The sequence below is a fragment of the Methylacidimicrobium cyclopophantes genome (genome assembly GCF_902143385.2).
In the GTDB taxonomy this organism is placed as follows: Bacteria; Verrucomicrobiota; Verrucomicrobiia; order Methylacidiphilales; family Methylacidiphilaceae; genus Methylacidimicrobium; species Methylacidimicrobium cyclopophantes.
The window spans coordinates 1-23,009 of the sequence record NZ_CABFUZ020000089.1 but is presented as its reverse complement, the minus strand read 5'-3'; the positions used below and the strand labels follow the sequence as shown (position 1 = coordinate 23,009).

Annotated in this window: 21 protein-coding genes; 4 read left to right on the top strand and 17 right to left on the bottom strand. The window is 58.6% G+C overall.

From position 1 onward, the window contains the following. Positions 1-56: 56 nt before the first annotated feature. The 6 genes from FN369_RS02930 to FN369_RS02905 form a co-directional block, all read right to left on the bottom strand. A complete protein-coding gene (locus FN369_RS02930; protein WP_178087638.1) occupies positions 57-839 on the bottom strand; it encodes a phosphatase PAP2 family protein in 783 nt (260 codons plus the stop codon). Then, on the bottom strand, positions 836-2,041 hold the full coding sequence (locus FN369_RS02925; RefSeq protein WP_142524714.1) for a cysteine desulfurase family protein: 1,206 nt from the start codon (positions 2,039-2,041) through the stop codon (positions 836-838). The genes FN369_RS02930 and FN369_RS02925 overlap by 4 nt, the downstream gene beginning before the upstream one ends. A gap of 18 nt (positions 2,042-2,059) precedes the next feature. Continuing rightward, positions 2,060-2,842, bottom strand: coding sequence for a DUF4013 domain-containing protein (locus FN369_RS02920; protein WP_142524713.1), 783 nt, complete (start codon positions 2,840-2,842; stop codon positions 2,060-2,062). A gap of 91 nt (positions 2,843-2,933) precedes the next feature. Beyond that, positions 2,934-3,959, bottom strand: coding sequence for a glycosyltransferase family 2 protein (locus FN369_RS02915; protein ID WP_142524712.1), 1,026 nt, complete (start codon positions 3,957-3,959; stop codon positions 2,934-2,936). Then, positions 3,956-4,747 (bottom strand): hypothetical protein, encoded by a 792-nt coding sequence (locus FN369_RS02910; RefSeq protein ID WP_142524711.1) that lies wholly within the window; start codon positions 4,745-4,747, stop codon positions 3,956-3,958. Before FN369_RS02910 ends, FN369_RS02915 begins: the two co-directional genes overlap by 4 nt. Beyond that, positions 4,744-5,694, bottom strand: a complete 951-nt coding sequence (locus tag FN369_RS02905; RefSeq protein ID WP_178087637.1) for a glycosyltransferase family 2 protein — start codon at positions 5,692-5,694, stop codon at positions 4,744-4,746. Before FN369_RS02905 ends, FN369_RS02910 begins: the two co-directional genes overlap by 4 nt. A gap of 122 nt (positions 5,695-5,816) precedes the next feature. On the opposite strand from FN369_RS02905, the gene FN369_RS02900 reads away from it, so the two are divergent. Next, positions 5,817-6,446, top strand: a complete 630-nt coding sequence (locus FN369_RS02900) for a DUF488 domain-containing protein (protein WP_142524709.1) — start codon at positions 5,817-5,819, stop codon at positions 6,444-6,446. Positions 6,447-6,563: 117 nt separating this feature from the next. Here FN369_RS02900 and FN369_RS02895 read toward each other — a convergent pair whose 3' ends face one another. Next, the gene (locus FN369_RS02895) at positions 6,564-7,499 is read right to left on the bottom strand and encodes a hypothetical protein (protein ID WP_142524708.1); all 936 of its coding nucleotides are present in this window, start codon (positions 7,497-7,499) and stop codon (positions 6,564-6,566) included. A 331-nt stretch (positions 7,500-7,830) separates the two neighbouring features. Here FN369_RS02895 and FN369_RS02890 point away from each other — a divergent pair, with 331 nt between their 5' ends. Further along, positions 7,831-9,426, top strand: a complete 1,596-nt coding sequence (locus FN369_RS02890; RefSeq protein ID WP_150003887.1) for a hypothetical protein — start codon at positions 7,831-7,833, stop codon at positions 9,424-9,426. An 87-nt stretch (positions 9,427-9,513) separates the two neighbouring features. Here FN369_RS02890 and FN369_RS02885 read toward each other — a convergent pair whose 3' ends face one another. From FN369_RS02885 to FN369_RS02840, 10 genes are all read right to left on the bottom strand, one after another. Continuing rightward, positions 9,514-9,993 (bottom strand): hypothetical protein, encoded by a 480-nt coding sequence (locus FN369_RS02885; protein WP_246189505.1) that lies wholly within the window; start codon positions 9,991-9,993, stop codon positions 9,514-9,516. 20 nt (positions 9,994-10,013) lie between these two features. Further along, a complete protein-coding gene (locus FN369_RS02880) occupies positions 10,014-10,511 on the bottom strand; it encodes a hypothetical protein (protein WP_142524706.1) in 498 nt (165 codons plus the stop codon). Next, positions 10,483-12,969, bottom strand: a complete 2,487-nt coding sequence (locus FN369_RS02875; protein WP_142524705.1) for a hypothetical protein — start codon at positions 12,967-12,969, stop codon at positions 10,483-10,485. The genes FN369_RS02880 and FN369_RS02875 overlap by 29 nt, the downstream gene beginning before the upstream one ends. Continuing rightward, on the bottom strand, positions 12,966-15,635 hold the full coding sequence (locus FN369_RS02870) for a VirB4 family type IV secretion system protein (RefSeq protein ID WP_142524704.1): 2,670 nt from the start codon (positions 15,633-15,635) through the stop codon (positions 12,966-12,968). The genes FN369_RS02875 and FN369_RS02870 overlap by 4 nt, the downstream gene beginning before the upstream one ends. Continuing rightward, the gene (locus tag FN369_RS02865) at positions 15,632-16,027 is read right to left on the bottom strand and encodes a hypothetical protein (protein ID WP_142524703.1); all 396 of its coding nucleotides are present in this window, start codon (positions 16,025-16,027) and stop codon (positions 15,632-15,634) included. The genes FN369_RS02870 and FN369_RS02865 overlap by 4 nt, the downstream gene beginning before the upstream one ends. Positions 16,028-16,129: 102 nt before the next feature. Further along, positions 16,130-16,399, bottom strand: a complete 270-nt coding sequence (locus FN369_RS02860) for a hypothetical protein (RefSeq protein ID WP_142524702.1) — start codon at positions 16,397-16,399, stop codon at positions 16,130-16,132. 86 nt (positions 16,400-16,485) lie between these two features. Then, positions 16,486-16,833 carry a hypothetical protein gene (locus FN369_RS02855; RefSeq protein ID WP_142524701.1) on the bottom strand — a complete coding sequence of 116 codons (348 nt, stop codon included), beginning with the start codon at positions 16,831-16,833 and terminating at the stop codon, positions 16,486-16,488. 155 nt (positions 16,834-16,988) lie between these two features. Then, the gene (locus FN369_RS02850) at positions 16,989-17,771 is read right to left on the bottom strand and encodes a hypothetical protein (RefSeq protein ID WP_178087636.1); all 783 of its coding nucleotides are present in this window, start codon (positions 17,769-17,771) and stop codon (positions 16,989-16,991) included. Position 17,772: 1 nt separating this feature from the next. Beyond that, positions 17,773-18,162, bottom strand: coding sequence for a hypothetical protein (locus tag FN369_RS11030; protein ID WP_178087635.1), 390 nt, complete (start codon positions 18,160-18,162; stop codon positions 17,773-17,775). A 457-nt stretch (positions 18,163-18,619) separates the two neighbouring features. Next, positions 18,620-20,065, bottom strand: a complete 1,446-nt coding sequence (locus FN369_RS02840; RefSeq protein ID WP_142524699.1) for a hypothetical protein — start codon at positions 20,063-20,065, stop codon at positions 18,620-18,622. A gap of 474 nt (positions 20,066-20,539) precedes the next feature. Between FN369_RS02840 and FN369_RS02835 the strand changes: the two genes are divergently transcribed. Both FN369_RS02835 and FN369_RS02830 read left to right on the top strand, forming a co-directional pair. Beyond that, the gene (locus tag FN369_RS02835) at positions 20,540-21,463 is read left to right on the top strand and encodes a sigma-70 family RNA polymerase sigma factor (protein WP_178087634.1); all 924 of its coding nucleotides are present in this window, start codon (positions 20,540-20,542) and stop codon (positions 21,461-21,463) included. Continuing rightward, on the top strand, positions 21,460-23,009 hold a 1,550-nt coding region (locus FN369_RS02830; protein WP_142524697.1), incomplete at its 3' end, for a ParB/RepB/Spo0J family partition protein. The genes FN369_RS02835 and FN369_RS02830, both read left to right, overlap by 4 nt.

Below are 23,009 nucleotides of genomic sequence, written 5' to 3'. Positions count from 1 at the left end.
GGAAAACGATTCGTTCGAGGTTTCTATAATTGAAACGCGGGTAACACCCCTTCCGTTCAAAGATTCTTTTCGTTCCGGAACCGAGAAGCGAGTTGCTCGCCGAACGAAATGGGGCGACCACGGGAAAAAAGCGTCCCAAAGAGGATCCCCCAGAAGGTTCCCCAGATCGCGCCGACAGTGACATCCGACAAATAGTGCTGGCGCAGCTCCAACCGGGACCAGCAGACAGCCGCAGCGAGAAGGCCGATGGGGATGCCGATTTCGGGAAGGAGACGGAGAACGCATGCTGCCGTGGCGGTCGAGGACGCTGCATGCCCCGAAGGAAAATCTTGGAACATGTGGATACCGAGAGGGCCATAGAATCCGTCGGGAAGGTGGGTGTCCGGACGAGTTCTTCCGAAGGAGAACTTCGGCTCCGGCCGATAGCCGAGTCGAAGGGTTGCCGCGGCCAAAGTGGCATACGGTCGAGGCCGGCCGACGGAAAAGCGGACTGAGTCCAATGTGAGACCGGCGACGGTGGCGGCGAGGAGGCTCGCTAAGGCGGCCAATCGAGCTCGACGACTCTTGACTACCAGGCTCCCGATAAAGAGCAAAAGCGAGACGAGGAGGCTCCCGGGCCAATAATCTCCCCAGAAGCTGAGCTGCTCCGCCGCTCGTTCCAAAACCGGCCTGTCGATCTGCTGCACGATCCGGTAGACCAAAAAGTCGACAGGGAATGTGAAGAGAAATCCGCCGCTGAGAAGAGCGGCGAAAATCGCCAACCGCCGAGGCCAGGACTTCCTCGCAAATCCGCTCCCGGCATTGGCACGGCTTGCCACAGGATGTCGGGGGGCCTTCACCGGCTTGTTTCTCCGGCGGAATGCCCCGGAAGCGGCTGCCCTTTCCCCGTGTGCCAAGTCGGCGACATCGACCGCAATCGATCCACGACCTTCGTGTAGACTCGGCAAAAATACTCCAGATCCGCTTCCGAGATCTCTTTCCTCATCGTCACCTGGACGGCCGTCATCGCCAGGCGTTGCGAAAGCCCGAGCGATCGAAGCACTTGGCTACCCCGCAAGGACTTAGCAATGCAACTCGGCCCGGCGGCGATTGCAAGACCCTTGAGGTCGCAAGCAAGCACCTGCGCCTCACCTTCCGCACCTTCCGCACTCCAAGAGAGGTGGTGCGGCAGACGCCCCTCGCCTATGGGAGAGCCGTGCCATTGGAGATCCGGAATCTCGCTGCAGATTTCCGACCAGAGTTTTTGCGAAAGGAGGCGAAGACGAGGGGCCGAAGCGGCCAGAGTCTCGGCGGCCAACTCCGCCGCTTTGCCCGCGCCGACGATTCCTGGGAGGTTTTCCGTACCGGCACGCAATCCCTTTTCTTGAGGACCTCCGTGAATTTGCGGGCGCACGGCGATTCCCTCTCGTTTGTAGAGGGCGCCCACTCCCACCGGCCCTCCGCATCCGCGAAAGTGGATCGCCAGAAGGGGAATCGGGGTTTGCCGCAGGTTGATCGGGACCCAGCCCGCGCTCGCCGTCGCATCGCAGAAGAGGGCTACCCCCGCCTCCTCGCAAATTTGGGCGATCTGCGGAATGGGTTGAATGGTGCCAATTTCTCCGTTTGCCCATTGGATGCAAGTGAGGATGGTTCCCGATGTGAGGAGTTCTGTCAGTGCGGAGAGATCTGGATGTCCCTCGCGGTCGACCGGAAGCCAGATGATCTCCGCCCCCTGCCCTTGCAGCCAATCGAGAGATCGGAGAACGGCGGCGGATTCCACCGGGGTGGAAACGATGCGGCTGCCGCGATCGCGGTTCGCTTCGTAAAATCCTTTGATGGCGAGGTTGATCGCTTCCGTTCCTCCGGAAGTGAAAAAAATCTCTCCCGGGGAGGCCCCGAGAAAGGCTGCCACGGCTTCCCTCGCCTTCTCCAAGGCTTGGCGGGCCCGAGCTCCCGCGCTGTGAAGGCTCGCCGGATTCGCGGAATCCCGGAAAAAAGGAAGCATCGCCTCAAGCACGGCCGGATCGATCGGATTCGCCGCAGCCGAGTCGAAGGAGGTCACAGATCGGTGCCGTGCGTGCTAAGAATTCGGCGAATCCGCCGAAGCGATCGAGCCGACCTCCCTGTCGACGGTAGAAGCGTAAATCGGGCCGAACCACGTGTCGACAAGGCAGAGCCCGAAAAAGAGCGCAAAGGGGATCGTATAAAACAGGGACATCAGGATGGCATTGAGTCCGGCCAAGAAGGTGGAAGCGATCAGAAAGTCCCCGCGCCGTTTCCAAAAAAGGCGGAAATTTTCCCGGTAATCGAGAGCGCAGGAGAGCACGGATGCGCCGTCGAGCCAGCGGCAACAAGCAACCGCGCAAAAAGGTACGACCAGCCAGCTCCCCAGAGGGACGAAGAGCGAAAGTAGGTTGGGAGGCAGTCCAAGAAGTCGGATGAAGACTGAATAGCTCAATGCTACCCAAAGGATCAGCGGAAGCAGAAGGGTGGTAAGCGCTATGGTGAACTTCACCGCACCCTCGCGAAGGTATTGGCCGAGCATCGCCGGACTCCATTCCGGCAACTGGGGCTTTCCGAACCGCGCCCTACGCAGAACTTCGTAGGTGAATCCTAGGGCGAACCAGAAGCTGCCGACATTGATGGCCAGCAGAGCGAAGAGGAGGGACTTATGGTCTTCGAACCCACCGCTCAGCTTTGGGGCCAAAGCCAAAAGGATCGGATTGATCAGCAACAGGCCGCCAAGAAAGATCTTTGGAAACCAGAACCGATCTGCCAACAGAGTGAAAAATCCCGCGCGAATATCGAGAAAGTAGAGTCTCCGTTCACCCCGCTCTTGCGGTTGGTATACGACATGATGCATTCCGGCATCTCCCTTCCAAAAGGCCAACTTGCACATAGAGGGCAAATCCATGTGCTCCGTCAAGCCGTTCGTTGCGGGCGGATCTCTCCGCCTACTTCTTGCCTTCCGGCGCCCCTTCTCCGACGCTCAGACTCCTGAGGGCTCGGAAGCGCTTTTCTAACGGCCGCAGTCGGGAGGCCGCCCGGCAGATGCGCTCCGTTCCCTCGAAGCCGAACAGGCCGTAAAGCGCACAATAGGCCGGCGACGCTTTTGGCCCGCAGGGGTAGACAAGCCCGGCTTTCTTGCGCCCCTGGTAGAGCCGCGCCGCCCTCTTCGGGTCGTCTTTCGCGATCTCCCGCAGCACCTGAAAGTAAGCCTGCGCCGCCGCCTCTCTCCGAGCAGCCGTCCACTGCTGGCGCTCCTGCAGCCATGCCGCCATCTTGTCGAGCAGCGACAATTCGGTTTGAAAAAGTTCCACGTGATTCCGGTGGGAGAACGACTCCTGCGACCAGTCGGCTCGATAGACGGCACCGGCAGTCGGCGTCCAAGCGAAAAGAAAATCGGCCTGCAGCGCCCGCAGATAGAGTTCGTTGTCCTCGGTTGCACAGCGCACCGAACGGTTCCACCCTCCAATACGCACAAGCGCCTGCTTTCTCCAGAGGCCTGCGGCCACCTGCGGGTTTTTCCGCTGAAACCATCGGACGATCGGGTCGGAGTCGCCTTCGTCCTCCGGTTGCCGAATCGGAAGCGGTTCTCCTCTTGCCCACCGCTCCTCGAGAAGAGGCGAGAGGATTGCATCGGCGTTTGGATTCGAGCATTCGGTCCATTGCCGCTCGATCTTCCACGGCTTCAAGGAGTCGTCCGAGTCCAGGTATTGAATCCAATCCCCTTTGGCTTCCAGAAGGACGCGGTTTCTTGCCGCCGCCGCCCCTTGATTCGATTGGCGGAGGATGGTGACCCGGTCGCGATAGCTCTCGAGAATTTCCGGAGTCCGATCCGTGGAGCCATCATCCACCACGATCACCTCGATCGGCTGCCAGCTTTGCGCCAGCGAGCTTTCGATCGCATGAGCGATGAAGCGGGCTCCGTTGAACACCGGAATTCCCACGGTAACCCGCGGCTTTTCTGGATCGGTCATGAGCTTGGTTGTTTTTCCCGAGGCGGTTGCACCGTCATCGATAGTGCCGCCCCCTCTTCCAACGGCTTCCAGCAAGGAATGAGGGCCCGATTCGCGGGATCGCGATGATAGGCGCGCGTCGGTCTCCCGAAAAGCAGCGGATCGAGGGCGGATCCGACATCGAGATAGACGTTTTCCCGCGAGACCCGCCAAAGAGCATGGATGAGGATCTTCCCAAGAGGTCCCCCGGCGATGAGGAAGAGTGCTCCCCGGAAGAGCGAGGCCTTCAGATCGAGAATGTCGAGGAGCTCCCGTTCCTTGCTCTTCCACAATTTGACGCAGTCTCCAGGAAGAGGGAGAAAATCGGAAACGCCGAGAGCTTCCTGGAGGCGAGAACGGGAGAGGCGGGCATTTCCTACGAAAACGATGGGCCGGCTCGTCCGGCGGAAGCGGGGAACGAACTCCTCAAGAAAGCGATCATGATTCCCATTGGCAAAGAGGGCGGCAAAGGTCAGCCGGCTTGGATCCGCAGTGGTGAGGCTGCGGACCAAATCGTGCATCCATGGGCTCATATCCCAGGAAGGAAGGCCGTAAAAATAAGCCTCGTCCCGAACTCGGAGCGACTCTCGGAGAGACGACCGGAAGTGGAGATCCCTTTCCGGCCGGTATTGCCATTCATGTCTGCAACCTACCGGCTGATTCGCCAAAATCCGGGCCTCTCCGTCGTTAAAGCGGGCAAAGGCAAACGGCTTTTCGTTGTCGAGCAACGTCAGAAATTCGTCGAAATCCTTTTGGAAGTCTTGCGTCATTCCCGGTTTGCTCCCAGGGAGGCCGGACGCCACTGCCCGGCGGGGTCGATCCCTCTGTGGCGGCTCGTTTGCTTCCCTTCCAGTGCGGCCTCCAGAATCGCTCCATACTTTCCCCATCGCTCTTTCCAGGACTTGTCGCGTCCGGCGACGGGCCATACGAGCCCGAGTAGAAAGAGCTCCCAGGAACTCTTCACCCATTGGCTCATGCGAATCCGCCGAAGAGAGCGCATCGAATAATGCTTCCGATAAAAGAGATATTCTCCTTCCAGCTTTTTTCGCCAATACTCCCGGGGGCTCGTGCCCTGCTCGCTGTGCCGGCCGAGATGCAAGGCTCGCACTTCGGAGAGGTACGCGAGCCGCAGCCCGCATTTGCGCAGGCGCAGGCAGAGATCTTGGTCTTCCCCGTAGAGAAAGAAATCCTCGTCAAAGCCTCCCATCTCCGAGGCTGTCTCCGCACGAAGAGCCAGGCAAGCTCCCAAGAGAGCCGCCACTTCGCCCGGCAAGGGACCGAGCTCTCCGTGCGTCCAGCGTTCGTTGGGATAGTCGTGGGCGGCGTTCGACTGCCGCAAGCCATCTTCCCCGAAGAATGCGGGTCCAGCCGCCCCAACGGACCGGTCGGCGAGCAGGACGGCGGCCATCCGCTTTATCGCGTCTGGATCCGGAAAACGCAGGTCGGGGTTGACGAAAAGGAGAACCTCCCCCCTCGCCTCCCGTATTCCCTGGTTACAGGCCTTCCCGAAGCCGACGTTCTGAGAATTCCTCCGGAGGCGGATTTCGGGAAATGTGCTGGCGATCCAATCTGCCGTCCCGTCTTCGGAGGCGTTGTCGATGACCAGAATCTCCAGTCGGATCCCCTCTTGGGCTTGTAGGGAACGGAAGCAGCCCTCCAGTACCGGACGGCTGTTGTAGGTCACGAGGATGGCGGATACGTCGATCGACTCCCTCACGGATCGCTGCCTAGGGTGAAACGAGGAAGAGTCCCTGTCAAAGCCAAACCTCCATCCGGATTCCGCGAGCCAAATCAGCCCTTTCCCTTCGACGGCGGCCTTTCCAAAACCTATCTTTCTCCGTGGAGCGGAAAAGCACGCAGCGACTCCCATCCGACTCTCCCGTCTTTACCCTTGGACACGGCACTCGGTCCTTGGAGGAGCTTCTTCGGATTCTGCAATCCAAAAAGATTGAGCGTGTCGTCGACATCCGAACCATTCCACGTTCTCGACACAATCCGCAATTCAACAAAGAGACCCTTTCTGCTGCGCTGGCAGCTCACGATATTGCTTATACGCATATGACTTCCTTGGGAGGTTTGCGCCACCCCAAACGGGATTCCAAAAACCAAGCATGGCGGAATGCGAGCTTCCGCGGCTTTGCCGACTCTATGGAGACTCCGGAGTTTTCTTTGGCATTGGATCGGCTGGAGCAGGAGGTTGGGAAGATCCGGCTCGTTCTTCTCTGCGCGGAAACCGTGCCCTGGCGCTGCCACCGTTGGCTCATCGCCGACAGCCTCCTCGCCAGGGGCATTCCCGTGGAGCACCTCCTCGACGCAACCCACAGCCAGCCCCATCGCCTCACCCCCTGGGCACGGATTGTCGGTCGGCGAGTAACCTATCCATCTTCGCCGGAACCCCCCACAGCGGGAGATCCTGCTTCGCTCCGCAGCGGTCGGGAGGAGAGAAGATCTAGCCCTGCCCCGGAGTAAACTCGACTTTTGTAGAAACCTTTGCGTTTCTGGATGCCTGCCAAAACTCTCTTATTCCTCGCCGAGATTTCTCGACCCTTCTCAAGGGAATGGGCTCGTTGAGAAAGAAAGCGGCCGCTAGGGCATGGTAGGCTGCTGTCGCAGGGTACCGAAGTCATATTGAAGGGCGACCAATCCTTCGAAATCCTGGTACCAGCCGGTGCGCGATGTGAGGGAGGCGACCGTGTCCGGGTGCAGTCCTTCCACCGTTGAGCTGGTCGGAGCGATAAAACGAGTCGCGTATCCGAGGATCCAATTCCAATGAGGGACGATTCGGATAGCGACCCCAGCCAACACCTTTGTCGAGGGCGCATAGGTGAAGACCGTCTGGCCGGGTGCCACCAGCTCCTCTCCGGAAGATCCTACGACCGAGATCCCGCTGGTCCAGGAAAGCGCAACGCCGGCGGTGGCTCCGAGGAATGGAACGAAACGGGTGGGGTTGGAGATAAGAACGACTCCTCCGATTTCCGGTAGGAAGGTTCGGCTCGAACCGCTCGAAGCGGTTGGCGTAGCGGAGGAGGAATCGTAGGAGAGCGCGGAGGAGCTCATCTCCGCATAGTTAAAGATCAGAAGCAGTCCCGGGATCGCCTTCCACCTCCCATCCCGACTCAGCCGCAGGCCATCGTCCATGAAATTGTAGCCGAGGTAGGGGCCAGTGAAGATGCCGGTATGGGACTGGGTCTGGCCATGGGAGCCTTGAGGTCCTGCCGGCGACTGGGCGATTCCCGAAACCCTTTGCGGGGTCGGCCATGTGCCGCCAAAGAAGCTTCCGACCACGAGCCCCTTGGTCCATCCCTCCTCGGGATCCGGGAGGCGGCGCAGGGTGAGCCGCATCGCCGCCTTCTCGACGGAGGGCTCCTCGACGGAAAGCTCCTCGGGAGCAAGCGCTCCTCCGGCCGAGCGGAACGGTGCGGCAACGGCCCAGACAACGATGCCGATCGTCGCGATTCGAAGCCACCCGATGCGGGGCAGACCTCGCCCACCGGGACGGCCTTTTCCCACGGCGGCTCGCATGAATCCGCGCCGAGCCTCCTCTCCCACCCGGCGTCCTGGACGCCCGACAGGCGGAGCAGTTGGCGCAAGCGTCGTCATGGGGATTGCGGCCTGGGCACCTTGGCGAAATGTAAGATTGCTGTCAACTTTGCGATCTGACGCCCCTAGCCGACGGTGCGTCTCGTCCCGGAAGGAGCGTCCAAGCCGCTCTTGCCCTTCCGGGTGCATCGCGATCCGCATGCGGAGCGAATGGGGAAAGCGTCGAAGACGGAGGGAGCATCGTTCCTACGGGGATGCACGGCGAATGTCGATCGCCTAACAAAGATAAGAGGAGACGCTTCTTGCCGAGAGAATGGGGCTTCTCCAAGAAGCAAAGCGGAGCATGGAGGAGCAGATGCCCGAGCGAAACATTGCAGAATTGGATGCGGCTGCCAACAGCTTCAGGGAGTGGTGGTCGGCCGCAAAAGCCATTGGAAAAAAGGCTCAGGAGTGGGTATCCAAACACCTCTGGAATCGGGAACATCAATCGGACAATTCATCCCAAAAACCCCCTACGGCCACTCCATCCCCAGACCAGACCGGCCAACCCACGGGCCGAGATCCAAAGTCGGACGAGGTTCGTGGGGAAAAGCCCCCGTTCTCCGATACCCCCCACCGGAAGGACGAAGCGGAGCGGCAGCAAGAGCCGCTCTCTATCCAGCCGCTCAACGAGTGGGACGACAAAGAGTTGATGAAAAAGTGCTCCTTGCTTACGCCACTCTACGACCAATACCAGACAGGAGATAGTGTTCCATTGATCCAATCAACCCAAAAACCCCCTACGGCCACTCTATCCAAAGACCAGACCGAACAACCCACGGTCCAAGATCCAAAGTCGCTCCCCTCCGACCGCCTCCTGGCCACGCTCAACGAAAAAGTCGACACGCTTCAAAAAGATCTCACGGAACTGCGAAAAGAGATCCACGAGTATGGCGATCTCATGAAGGCTGCCGATAAAGACCGGAAACCCCGGGAGCACTCTTCTGCTCATCCGGTTGGCCGGAAGGATACGCTGAAGCGGGAAGCGCCCACCACTCCCGCGGAAGCCCGAGAAGCCTTTCACCAACTTCGGAAGCAATCCGAGGAAATCGGAGGCGAGACGCCAAAGGAAGAAAAGCGGCTCGAAGCCGAGTTTCGTCGGCTCCAAGAGCACGAGCAGAAATATTTTCACCAGGCACGACGGGTGGTGAACGATGTCTCCCAATTGCAGAAAGATGAGCGTTTTCATCCCGAACGCTTGGCCAATGACGAGGAAAAGCTGCGCCGCGATCGGCTGCTTCTGCGCGGGAACGAGCAAACCGTCCGCCACGATTCTCAGTCGCTCCAGCGCGATGCCGCCCGCTTCGGCAAGGAGCATCCCGAGATGAGAACGGAGACGAAGATCTTGGCCAAGGAAGCGGATCGCGAGACGAGCCACCTTCCGAGCATTTCTTCCGATAGTTCGCTACGCCATGGCTCCCATCTCTTCAGCCATGCGCAAAGGACCATGAGCTCTCTTCGCGAAAAAGCGCGGGGAGATCACTCCCCCACCCTCCCCATTGTCACTCAGGCTGGCAGGCATCTGCACATCTTCGAGAGCAGCCGTAAAGAGCTCCTTGCGCTCCACAAGAAGTACGAAGAAGACCTTCTCCGTGCCCAGAGAGACAGAGCTTTTCACCCGGAAGAGTGGAAGAGGCTTCGGGATGACCGCAGGCGCCTTGCTCAGGATCGAGCGGCAATCCAGAAAGACGAGCAAATATTGGGCAGAGAAGCCCACACCATCGGCCACCTCGCACACGAAATCGGTAGGCAAGACCCTTCTCTGCGCAAGGCGGCCCAAAACCTCGACCATCAGGTCAAGGAGGAAACCCGAGACGCCCATCGCTTCATTCCGCTTCGAGATCCTCGTGAGCGAGGCAGGGATCGCTGATCCCTTCCGGAGGAATCGTCAAGCTCCGTCCCATTTCTCCGGGTCGATTCCGGTCGTAAGAGCGCCGGGAAAGAGCGACGGCTGGATCTATCGATAGACCGGCACAGTCTGATAGGCCCCAGGATAGGCAACGTCGCTTGCCTGATCTTTCCGAGAGGGGACGTAGGTGCTCCGGTAGCTCGGATCATCGATTCGCCGGTTGTAGGGATAGAGCTCGTACTTTTTGCGTTCGGCCTCGTTTTGGGCGAGTTCGGCCAACGCTTGGGCCTTCCCTACCGGAATCCCCTTTTTGTAGGCGTCCATCTGTCGTTTATCGTAGTACTTGATTACGCCATACTCGCCCAAGGCGCTTACGCCCGCTCCCGCCGCGCCTGCTGTGCCGCTCCCCCCCGCCCCGCGTCCTGCAAAGTATCCTAGGGCACCGGCACCCCCGATACTTCCGTAACGGACGGCGGCGTCGGTCAGGGAGCGCGTCGGGCTATCATACTGGTTGTAGACTTCGTGAGAGCAACCAGCGGCGAGGATGGCGAAGCTGAGCGTGAGAAGGAAGAAAGGAATCTTCTTCACCAAGGATCCTCCGTGAGCGGTTATCGGTAGACGGGAACCGTCTGGTATTCGCCGGGATAGGTCACCCCGGTAGTCGGATCTTTCCGGGAGGGGATGTAAGCCGTTCGATAGTTGGGATAGCCGACTCTCTTTCCTTCCGGGGGAAGAGCATACTCTGCCTCCTTTTTCCATTTTTCGTTTAGGATCTGGGCAGTTAGCTCCGCCTTCCCGTCGGCCACCCCTTGGGCGAAGGCGTCCTTTCGTTTTCTGTCGTAGAACTTGTTGACCGCCCACTGCCCAAGCACCCCGACGCCGGCACCGACGGCTCCCGCGGTCGATGATCCTCCGATCGCCTTGCCGGCGAAGTACCCGCCTGTGCCTGCGGCGGCCATCGAGCCGTAGCGGACGGCGTTATCGGCTACCTGTTGGCCCGTGGAATCCCCCTGCATATAGGGCTGGCTGGCGCACCCTGCCAGCAGGACACCCGCAGCCAGACAGACGACGCCTCTCTTAGGGAATCGAAATGTTTTTTCGTGCATAGGTCGAAATGCCCCCCGTTTTGTCTTCTATTAGGTTTTCCCAAAGGAGGCGGTCGGTGAGAATTGCTGTCATGATCGCCTGCTCGAGCTTCCGCATCTCGGAGGTCCAGGTGAGCTCCCCCGCCTTCGCGTGGGCCATGCGCTTGACGACCGCGCGAAGGAAGAGCGGATTGTCTCTTAGGGTGACGGTAAATGCATGGTTCCAACCGTCGAGTGCTTCCTTTCGGGAAAGAATCCATTGTGCTATGATGGGCGACTGATCACCGAATTTTGCGACAAGAAAGACCGATCTCTCCCAACTCTCCCGAAAAGAGGGATCGGTAAGGCAGCGGATAAGGATCTCGCGCGTGGCGGTTGGATCCTCGGCTAGGATGCGGAGAAGATCGATCGATTTTCCGAGCGATCGGGCTACCTTTTCCGCAAGCGATCGTGCCTCCGGCCGCTCCAAGACATTTTTGGTTGCCGTGACGAGGACGCTATTGAGATCGCTGAGCCCGTCGGAATGGAGGACGGCTTGAACTAGTCGGTTGCGATCTGGAACGGACTCCCAGAGCACATCCCAGACTCGACCGCAGGCGTCCCCAACCGCATAATCCCATGCGGCAATGGAGCGGAGCGCGTCCTCGGGGCCGCCGTAGGCGACCAAAGTGTCTGCGGCACGCTGACAAGCGCTCTTGGCCCCGGGCAGGAAGGCGAGCCCACCGTAACCTCGCCAAAACTCTTCGGGGTTGGCGCGCCAAGTCACCAGGAAGAGGCGGCGGATTTCCTGTGCAACCCCCACCTCCCGCTGCAACCGATGGAGGATGAACTCCCAGCCGGTTCCGCTTGCCCACTGCGAAAAGGATTCCACAAAGACCTGAGCTTCCTCGCCCATGACCGGATTCTCTTTTCCAAGAGCTTGCCGCATCTGGTCTCCGGCCCGTTGGAGCCAGGCGGCATACTCGCGCACCGTCACCCGGGATTGCGGACGCGATGCGATCCATCGGCCGAAGGAAACGAAAGCTTCCTGGTCGTTGTGAAGCAGAGTGTCATTCCAAGCCAAGGCGCATTCTGGGATAATCTGCACGAGGGTTGGAAAAACCGATGCGAGAAAGGGGAAGCTCTGCGCGGTTCCCTCATCTCCATTCATGAAGAGCGAGCTCCAGGCAGAGTCATCCCTTTCGAAAAACGATGCCAGGACGCCGCCGATCGAGAGGAGGGAGGTGCGATCGAGCTCTCCCCGAGAGCAGCTTCGGCGGATGTCGGCTGCACTCTTTCCTCGAGTTGCGCCGCACAGGCTCCACCACGAGGACTCTTCCAATTGTGTGGCCAGTCCGATCTGTCCTTCCCATACCGTCTCCAATGCCTTCCGGACGATCTCTTCCTCTTGGCGAAGTGCTTGGATCAGCGCTTCCCGAGTCGCTTGCGCGGCGGCTTCCGCTGGTCGGGTCAGGTGCCAGAGGAGAAAATCGGCGTAGCGCTCATCCGTCAAAAGAAGAGAAGAGAGCTTCTTTTTTGCCAGCGGAAGGAGGCCCCCGCCCGCTCGGGCACCCACCAAAGCCTCCCAGAGCCACTTAGGTCGGCCGATGGGAGTCGGGTGGAGGAAATCGATGGCAAAATAGTGGCGGACGAAATTGTCCCCTTCCATCGAACCAAGAGAGCTTTGCAGGGTCCGCACCAGCCAGTAGCGGCTTGTGGACGCAACGAGAAGACGCTCGAGGTACTCCTTGAGAAGAGGAGGATCCTCGACAAGATTCTGCCAAGCGATCTCCCAGACAGTGTCATAAAACGTCGCCTCTTTCTTTGGAAAGGTGGTCAAAAGCAGAAGTGCTCCTCCCCCCTCTCCAGTCAGAGATCCCAGCCTTTTTCCTGTCTCCCACGTCGCCTCGAGGCCTTCCGGCTTCTTGGGCGGGAGCAAAAGGCAGCGCATCGCCGTCTCCATGACGGATCCGGGAAAGGCGTCGCGGTCGTCATGCTTCCACGCTTCAAGCGCGAAGAGAGCGGCTGGGTAATCGGATGGCGTAGTGAGCAAGTAATCCCGGATTGCACTCAACGCCCGTAGATTTGCGGAGAAGCTCGTCCAAAGGCTGCAGTGGCCTTCGCGCGCTAGCTCCTCGACTTGTTCCCGGGCGGTCCGACTTCCGACTCGGAGGATCTCGAAAGCTTGGGTCAGGGCATCGGCTAGGAGCCCATCCCCGCGTAGGAGATCTCGCTGAACGAGCGCCGCACCCCCCTCCCTCTGAAGAAACCGGAGCAGGATCGTGTCGAGCCAGTCGGCTCGAAGAAAGTCGCGGGAGTTTCCCGAGGCAATGAGCCATTTCAAGGCTCGGTCCTTCCACCCAGTTTGGGCGAGGACCGGGTCACGATCGATCGCGTCGGGAAGCGTTGCCGCTGGAAGCAGGATCGCTTCGCCTCCGATCCAGAGGCACAGCAAGAGCGTTGTCGATCGAGGCAGGACGAGGCTGCGAAGCCGCTTCATCGAATCGCCGCCGCTCGCAGAGGAACGTTTGATCTCTTCGCCGCTTCTTCCCGCACTCCGATTGGGAATTGGCGAGCCAAGGCTCCGAGGGCTTGGGTGAGGTCGTTCGGAAAGGCCTCCCGAGCCGCTTTCCAAGCTGGAAGATCGGCGGGAGTGGTCGTCGTGAGCCAATATTCCTCCGGCTCGATTTCAACCCGCACGATCCCAGACAGAGCATCGGCGCCTCTGCCTCGGAGATAAAAGGCCTCCCGCCAGAGTTCGACTTCTCCATCGGGGTGGAGCCGCGCGGCGTTCCGCAGGTTGAGCAGACAGTCCCGCTGTCCTTTTGTCAGCTCGAGTTCCCTTACGGCGAATTCGACATGCTGCTCACTTCCCTGTTGCAGCATGATCCAGGTGTCGACGTTTTGGATTACCGCCTTGGCCACCTTGGAGCTGTCGGTCAGATCGAGGATCGCCTGTGACTCGCCGACAATGGCGCATCGCTTCTTCCGATAAGTTTTGAAAGCATCGACGATCAAGTTTGCGGTCGTCGAGTTGTTGATATGTTGCCACATCTCTCCAAAGACGAGAATCTTGAAGATCTCGGGATGCGAGAGAATCATGTCGCTCACGAACAGCGCGGACATGGGAATCAGCGCGGAAGCCAAATTTTCGTCTTTGGAGACATGCTCGAAATCGAAATGGACCACCCTGCTTTTGAGATGAAATTGGGTCTCTCCGTTGAACCAGGATCGGTAGCGACCTTCGATAAACGGTTTTAGCCGTTCCGCGAGAAAGCGCGCGTCCGAGCGGTAGGCGAGCTGGCGGGAGAAGTCGCTGAGAGTGACAAGACGCTCCCGATTCTTGACCGCGTTGGAAAACGTCTGCCGGGTGATCGCTTCCAGGATATTTCGTTCTTCGGTCGAAAGGCCTTTCTCCTCGCCGGCGTTTGCAAGGATCTCCAGGCAGTTGATCACCTTGGAGAGTTCCGCATCTTCGGGCTCCCGGAGCTCTCCAGACTCGGTGGCGCCCACATAAACCTGGAAGGGGTTAAAGCAGATCGGGCGATCCGCTTGGAGCCGGATCGTCGTTCCCCCAACGAGCTCGACCAGCCGATCGTAGCTCGATCCCTTGTCGATGATGAGGAGGATGGAGTCGGGAGCGAGATGGCGGAGGACGATCAGCTGCGCCAGAACGCTCTTTCCCGACCCCTTGACCCCGCTTACGTAGAGCATCGTGGCTCCTTCGTTCCGCTTGTCCTCGAGATTGAGGGCGACCAGGCCCCCAGTCGTGTTCCCAAAGAGGTGAACCGGCTTTTCCTCGCTCTCCAGTCCTCGGAAGATCGGGAGAAGATCGGCGGCCATTCGCCCGCGAACGAGCAGCGGCCGGAGCAAGGGAGCGTAGATGCCCGGCATCTCGGTCATAAGGACAGGCAGGAGGCTCGAGCGCTCGATCCATCCGCGAGCGCGAGAGAGATCGCCGAAGCGATTGAGAAGCTGTTTGGCTCGGCGACGAAGCTCGTTCGGATCTTTGTGCCAAAAGTGGATCGTGAGCTGGATCTGCAGGAGGTCGTCGGCACCCGAGCGGATATCGCTCAAGAGCGATTGCGCCTCCTCAATCTGCATCCAGGCTTCGATATTTTGGACTCCCGAATCCTTCCGGTCGTCATGCGGCTTATAGAGCGAGTCGATCAGGTTCAGGCCCATTCGCATCCGTTGGTCGGCCCAGTCGATCCGGCTTCGCAGCTTCTCCATCTCGGCCAATTTGTTTGTCCGCCGGACGATTAAGCTGACTCGGACGTCCCGGAATGGGAGGCCGACGGTCAATCGCTCCATGTCTCTCGGTCGTGTTTCCAATGGAAGACCGACCATGGAAACCAAGCCATGGGCGTAATCCCCGATCTGGAGATGATCGGGTTCGACGAGGACTTCCTGGAGCATCCAGGAGTCGACGAAGGGCATCCGATTATATTCGTAATTGATCCGGGTGCCGTTCTCTACGGCGAGGCCGGGATTCCAGAGACGAAAAAAGTAGTCGGCTATCCCGTTCGCATCGAGCGCGTTGATTCGGGCACCCGCTCGGCGCGCCGTATCGGCGAAGACCGTTTCCGCCATTTCCAGGCTGTGGGTCGCTGCTTCGAACTCGGCACGAGTCAACCGGCGTCGTTGGATTGCGGGCGCGCCACGGTCGCTGATCCTTTGCGTCCATTCGCTTCCCATTCCTACGGAGTAGCGATTTGGAACGGCGGTGAGAATGGTATGGGTCTCGATCCAGACGAGCTTGCGGCGAAACATCCGGTCGAATAGACGCTTAGCCTTGTTCTCTCGCATCGGAGCAGTCGCCGGATGAGTGGGTATGCCCGCAAACTCTTCCAGGATGGGGCCGTAATCTCCATTGCAGGTGAAGACATGCTGCGTCTGGGCAATTTCCGGAGGAAGTTGCGTTAGGATCAGGCGGAGCTGCTCCTGAAGCTCCGTCAATCGTTCCGGACTGGCGATGTCGGCTTGGGGAAAATAGGTCCGATAAAAGCCATGAACTGCTCCAAACTTATCGATAAGATATTTATCGTAGAGTCCTGCGTACGGACAGGCATCGCTCCAGTCATGGAATGTTCGCGCCTTCTTGGCGCTGAAAAGCTGCGGTTTTTGCCAAATGCGCTGGGCTGGAGCGAAAAGGGAGCTCTTCATGAGTCGTGCTCGGAGAAAAGCGTCGCGGGGTCGAACGGGGCCGTAACATTGTGAAAGCGATGCTCGTATCGCTTCGGGAACTGCTGGTAATCCGCCATCAGTTTAAGAAAGTCCTTCGGCTTATCGCTTAAGTAGATGCGGAGGAAGAGATAGATCACGATGAAGGCGATAAGGCAGAGGAAGAAGTTCTTCGTGATCTTATGCAGCGTGATGAAGGCAAGTGCTGGAACGAAGATGAGGGGGCCTTCGAGACCGAGGAAGGTATCCTTTTGGTTCGCCAACACCACCGAGCGCGTTACAGGCAGCCCTTCCTTGGTTTCCCGGCGCTCTCTCAGGTTGGCGAATGAGTAGGCCGGTTGAAAGCCGACCATGCCGTGGCTGCGGTTCGTCATGAGCTTCCATGGATTCGAAACGCGCCTTGCTTTTCTTGGGCATGGCGCTCACTGCACCTGACGAGCGACCCATCCAGAAGCCATTTATCGTTGTTCTCGGATTTATGGACTTCCCGATCCCGAGAAAGCTTGGAGGAAGATTTGTCCCAGTCCCGTCGCACTCACGATCACTAGGGCGCCCGCAAAGAAAGCGAACCAGCGCTCCATTTCAACGGTGTGAATCGAATGCGAGAGCCCTAGGTAGATCGTGTAGAGGGAGAGTAACTCCAAACTGACCGGCGTCAGGATCTGTTCGTAGGCCGCCTGGATGACGGAGATCACCGGCTGCGAGAGGCTCGATGTTTGTGCGAGAATAAGCGGCAGAGAATTCATCTTTTTTCGTTTTGCCGCTCTTTGAGAAACGATCATCAAGCCCTTTCCGAAAGCAGATCCTTCCGGAGAAGCTCGACAAGGTCACCCTAATGCTGTCCCATGGCACCAGAGTTGGCCATTTGCGCAATTCCGTTCGCCAATTGGGGCCCTCCGTAAATCACCCCAGCGGCTACGAGAGCTCCGATTGTGAATGCTGGTCGATTGAAAAACCACATCACCCCGCCAAAGACCAGCATCGCCAGAGAGATTTGAAACGCGTAATCGGTGAGTACCTGTCGGGCGTAGACGATGGGTTGGGAATAGCCGCTCGCTCCGCTCGTGCTTGGCACTACCGATGCTTGCGCCCAGAGCGTGTCTGCGGCGGAAAGCACGAAAAGCACCAACAGGAGACCCAAGAAAGCTCGAGACCAATACGGCGGAAAGTTTGTTTTCATATATTCTGCTATAGGACAGGAGCGGCCTTGCCGCCCGAATCTCCCCTGAATGGGCGAGCGGAGAAGGGATGGCCGATTCTCTCTGCTTTATAGCCGTGGCGATTCCCCCAACCCCTTGTGGATTGCGAATGTCCGTTCGCGGCGCGGCTTCGATCTTATTCCGCGCTTCGAGATTCTGAAACAACCTCTTCCGTCTCTTCTCGGATAGGGGGTTCTCCTGGCAGGTGGAGAAGGACGACATCCGGCCAGCGAAAGGAAGCACAAGCACGAATTTCTGGGTCGCTTGCATTCTGCAGAGCGGGAACGAAAGGGGAGAAGACGTTTCGGCGGTGGATGAGCGCCGTCGACGATCGCCATGCCCCCTTCCCTGTCCAGCGAAATTCCTTCTCACCCGCATTTCTCGGAAGTTCGATCCAGACGTCGGAGGCGACCGGAAGGAATGTTCCGTCCGCTTCGCGGAAGAGGCTAAGAACCTGGGAAGCAGAGATGCGCGGCGCCCGGACGAGGAGCGGCGAATCCTCTCCCAAAACCACTGCGGCTTGAAAAAGAAAATGGCCATTTCCCTCCGAGTCGATCCAGAGAGGAATTGGCGGACTCTCCTCTCCGTCTGGATGGATCCATCGGGCGAGCCAATATCCCGTGCCATCCGCTAAATAGAAGGCTTTGCGCATGACTTGCGGAAGGAGATTCCGCAACGACGCCGGCGCCGACACGGCGGCTTTTGGTTGCGGACGCGGCGGCGGCGCAAGACCTTCCTTCGTAGGGAAAGGGTCTTGCCATCCCCCTTCCCCTGTCTTCGGGGCCGCGGTCTGCTTTGGGTTGCCCAGGAGGTCGGGAATTTCCCGAGCCGAGAGGGGCCGGGATCCAATGTGCCAGGCTACCAAGAACGAGCCGAAGATGGCGCAGCTTGCAAAAAATCGTCTATACCGTTGCGCCATCTCACCTTACTGGAAGCGGGTAACGAGGATCGCTGGCGTTCGGAGGCGCCACAGGAGGGCTCTCCTGCTCGGCGATGCTGGATTCGGGCCTATTTCTCTCGCCTTCCTTCGCATCGGACAATTTTCCTTCCGCCTTCATCGCTTCTAGAACTTCGATATTGCGTAAGAGGGCCGCTTGTCTTCGCGCCAGCGCTGCAATTTCCCGTTCGAGTTCTCGTTTCTGCCCTTCGCCGTTGGAAGTGACCAAAAAGATCTTTCCGTCTTTGGCGGAGACCTCGAAAAGCCCCGAGTTCTTGAGCGGGACGATGAGATCCTCCGGAGAAATGCCATGAGGTTCGATCGAGATGACGAGGTTGCCCCCCAGCTCTCGGGCGATTCTCTTGAGCTCCATCAATTCGCGTGTCCGAAAATCGAGAACGATTCCTGGATCTGGTGTTTCCGGAGGTTGCGGACCCTTGCTTCCCTTCTCGATCGACCCGTTCGTTTGCTCTCCATCGTCAGAGGCGTCGATCGGCGACCTGTCTGAAGGAATCAGTGGAGCGGTCGTGTGCGACCTGGATGGATCGTCGCTCTTCTCGTTTGCGACGCTTCTTGTTTCGACCTCCGTTTTCTTTGATGTCCTGAGACTGGCGACTCCTGGCGCTTCGGGACGAACGGGTGGAAGATCGGCCCATGCTCCCGCTCCCCAAAACACGGCAAGACAGACGATCCCGATCTTTCTCATCAAGATTCTCCTTCTCCCGTTTGCTCGAAAGTGTTCCCTTCTCTCTCCTTCGTCGGTTGTTGCGCCTGTCTACGGAGAATCCTCGGCTGGCAGCACGATTGGTTCGAGCTTTACTCGAATGGTATTAGGATAGAGGTGGATTCGGACCCTCCTTGAACCCTTCCTTCCCCTGTCCAGGAATGGCTGGGAGGGCTTTGGCGGAGCCGGCGAAGGCGTTCGCCATCGAAGCGTCCGGGGCGACGGCGGGAATGAACCCTTCGCGATCGAGCCCCGCGGACCAAGCGGCCAGGCAAGAGCCCAGCGCCGTTGCCACCAGGGCAATCTCTCGATGCAGTCTGCACCATCCGGCGATCAGCGAATCCGCCGCTTCCGGTTTCCGACGCAGCGCCCACCAGAGGCTCATCAAGGGAAGGAGCGCGCCCAGAAATAGGGTGGAGCAGACGCTGACGGCCACCGTGCAGAATCCGATTAATTCCGCCACGATCTCATATAACCCCAAGAGGATCGACCCGGGCCGCTCCGGGACGAGAGACCAGAAAGTGAGGAGCAGGGCCTTTTTCCCTATCAACCCCTTGAGCATTTCGGCCCCGGTCTCCCGCAATTCCTCAAAAAGGCCCTTTTCTCCGAAGACCGATGAGTAAAGGGTGGTGAGAGCGAGGTAGGAGGTGGCGGAGACGAAGTGCCAGAGGATCGGCAGCAGAGAAGCGGCAAAAAAAATCTGGAGCCAAATTCGCAGGATCCTCGGCGCAGGACTCAACAAAAGGACCGGAAGCGCGACGAGCCCCGCCGCCATGGTCAATTCCCAGAGCAGGCTACTGCCACCGCAAGAGAGAAGATGGAGCGCGGAGAAGAGAAAAAAGCCGATCCCGAGGAGCATCAGACAGAGGAGCAAAAGAAGCTTCAGAAATTTTCTCTCCGACAAAAGAAGCAGGCTGTAAATCGCACTTTCGAGCTTCTTGCCTGGAAGAATATCTCGATGGGTCGCGGCCACCAGGGCCTGCCGAGTTTGATTGACGAGGAAGCGGCGGGCGCTCGATCCCCCTTCGGGAAAACCCAAGACCCGTTCCCGGGCATAGATCGGAGAGAGCTTGCTTTTGTCCGGATCGTTCCAGGGACCGAGCCAATTTCTCCACCACTGTCGGATGTTCGTGCCCTGTGCGCCTTCCGGGGAGAGGCGGGCTATACGGACGCAGGTGATCCGTGCCGCGTGCGACAAAAGGCCCTTGGATGGGTGGAAGAGCGTCTCGGGCGCTTTGAGAAACAAGAGGAGAGAGAGCAGAAGATAGAGAGCGACGTTGGCCGCGGACTCGGCGATCGATTGTTTGCGTGCAATGCGCCATGCGGCGATCCCGATGGCGATCGCAAGGCAAAACGGGGTGATCTCGTGATTCCATTGTCGCGCCCGGCAATAGAACCAGCGCCCCACCCGATCCGCGGCGAGATTGAGCGATTCGACCCCCCGATCCAGAGGATCGCCGGCGTGCTCCTTTGGAGAAACGGCCGCAAAGCCTGAAACGGAGCTTACCCAGAGCAACATGGCGCCAATGAAGGCGACAAATTTGTGCTTCATGGCTCCTTTGTGCGTCGATCGGCTCCGAGCTGTCAGCCTCGCGAAAACAAAGGAGACTCCTGAGACAAGGGAGGCTGCTTCTCCCAACTCGCACTTAACAAATAAGAAGTGTTAACATGAATAGAGCGATCTCCGGGAATAAGCTATTTCGGGAGCAATTCCTATGACTCGGCTCGTCTGGCAGGAAGTCTTTATCCCTTCTTAACGTTATTTGCGCCGGAGAGCGCCGAGGCGTAGATGTTTCGCATATCTTTGGTACAAATAGATTTCTGCTTCTATTTTGGCGAGGAGAGCGTTGCCCCTCTCAGAGAGCGTCCTTGAAGTCGCTTTCGCGGGAACTCACTGAACAGGAATTGGTAATAATAACTATGATAAAAAAATCACACAAACGTAACATACGACTCTCTCAATTTTTATTTAACGTCTGTTGTCGAAGAGACTCTCTTTTCGGAAATGAAAGGAAGGAGGAGAAATATGGAGGTGGTGCGAAGGAAGAGAAAAGGACTCAGGTGGATCGTCCGTGGAAGGGAACATTCGAAGGAATACGAAGAGCAGTTCGCAGAAGAGCGACCTTGGCTCTTGGCGGCTCGATCGGGCGATCCCGAAGCTTTGCGATGGCTCTGCGACCACACGGAGGCTGCCCGGAGAGAAGCGGCGCGCTTCTATCTGCCCGGAAGGCCGGATCAGTGGCCGGACGCCGAAAACGTGGGTTGGATCGGGGTTGTGGATGCGCTGGCCCGTTGGAAGGTTTCCACAGGTGTCCGCTTTCTCGATTATGCCGTGCATCACATCGGCAATCGTGTCCGGGAGTTCGCTCAAGCCCATCGGAGCCCCGTACGACGGCCCGCCTGGCTCTTCCGCGCCTATCGAAAGATGGAGAGGCTGCTGGAAGAAGGACTGGAATGGGAGGAGGTCGTCCAACGAGCGGGCTGCTCGGAATCGACCCTTGCGTCGGTCGTCAGCGTCTATCGGGAAGATCTGAGTCTCCATGTCCAGCTCGGACGATCTGGCGATGAGGATGACCGGACCGCCCTCGATCTTTTGCCCGCTCCCGAAGAGAGGAAAACAGGAGAAGATTGGGAGCGGGAAGAGCGGTTGCTGATCCTCAAAATGCTTCTTTCCGAATTGGATCCAGAGGCTCGTCACGTCGTTTGTCTCTCCTTCGGCCTAGGAGCGGCCGAGAGCCGCTCCTTGACTTCCCGGGAGATCGCGAAGCGGATGGGGCTGACTCGGCAACGGGTCGAGCGCATTTTGGAAAAGGCCTTGCGGTCGATGAGACTGGGCTTCCTGCGCCAGGAACGCTGTTCTGCCCTCCATCCCCTCCCCCTGGGAGTGGGTGTGGGCCAACTCAGCAGGACTGCTCCTTTTGATGAGGAACTTGCGGAGGAAATCGCATGAACGACTCTTGCCTCAAGCTCATTCCAATCGATCAGATCGTCCCCTCCCCCCACAATCCGAGAAAGAGTTTTTCCGATGAAGAGTTGGAAGAGCTCGCGCAATCGATCGAGCGTCATGGCCTGATCCATCCGATTCTCGTCACGCCGCGGGAAGACCGGAGCTATCAAATCGTCGCCGGAGAACGCCGTTGGCGTGCTTGCCGAAGAATCAAGCGCGCTACGGTGGAATGCTTTGTCCGGGAGCTTGACGAAAAGACCGCGATCAGCATCGCTGTTATGGAAAATGTCCAAAGGTCGGGTCTCAATCCCATCGAAGAGGCTGCGGGTCTCCAGGCCTTGATCGACGTGGGGAAGATGAGCTTGCGGGAGGCGGCTTCGGTAGTGGGCAAGGGACGAGATTACATCGCTCGGATGCTCTCGCTCAATCGTCTTCCAGAGGCTGCCAAGGAGGCGATCCGTACCGGGAGGATGGGGAGAAGGACCGGCTGGTACATTGCCCGGATTCCTCTAGCCGAGCTCCGTTCCCTCGTAACGTCGGAGGCGTTGACGAAACGGCTTTCTACGGCAGAGGTCGCAAAGCTCGTACTCGAACATTATCTCCTAGATTTGCGGAAAGCCGATTTTCCCCTTCATAGCCAGGACCTCCTGCCCGACACCCCCTCTTGCTTGGATTGCCCAAGGCGCACTGGGAACGCTCCGGATCTCTACTCCGACATTGCCGATCCGATGGTCTGCACCGATCCGGACTGCTTTGCGCGAAAGCGAGAGGCGGATTGGAACCGGCGATGCCGGAAAGCGCAAGCCGAGGGCAAAGAGGTACTTTCCGACAAGGAAGCGGTCGATGAGTTTGTTTTGGGTACCGCGCAGTTGATGCAAGAATCGCGATATATTGATTTAGAGGCAAAGTGCCCGTGGGACCATGCGGGACGAAGATGGAGCTCTCTTCTGGCGGAAGAGCTCCAACGAGACAATGGATCTAAGCTACGCCTTTACCTCGCTCGAAGTCCGGTGGGAACGATTCATCAACTTCTGCTGAAGGAAGAAGCTCTCCTGGCGCTCAAACGGCGGGGCCACTCCTTCGCTCGCAAGGCGCACGCGGCTCTCAGCGAAGAAAGCATTCGGAAGCAAAACGAAAAGCAGCGAACAGAATTCATCCGAATGAGCTGTCGCTCATTCGTTTCGCAAGCAAGCCAAAGGGCCGCCGAACGAACCGACGTCGATCTCAGCGATCTCTTCCTCGGCTGCGTTCTTCGGCTTGTGCCGCGATTGGTGGTGTGTGACGTCTTCGAGCGGCATTCGGAAAAGTTGGGCACGCACGAAGAGACGGTGGAGATTGCCCTTTCACTCGATCCTTCCAGACAACGCGCCTTGCTCGTAGATCTGCTCTTCAGCGCGGAACTGGAAGCAGAACGCCTTCAAAGGGTTCCTGATCTCCTTAGGAAGCTCTGCGAACGACTCGAGATAGATGTCGAAAGCGTCTGCCGAGAGGTCGAGCCCGTGCTTGCCATGGACAAGGGCTTGCCGCAGCGATCGGGCCGGCCGCCGAG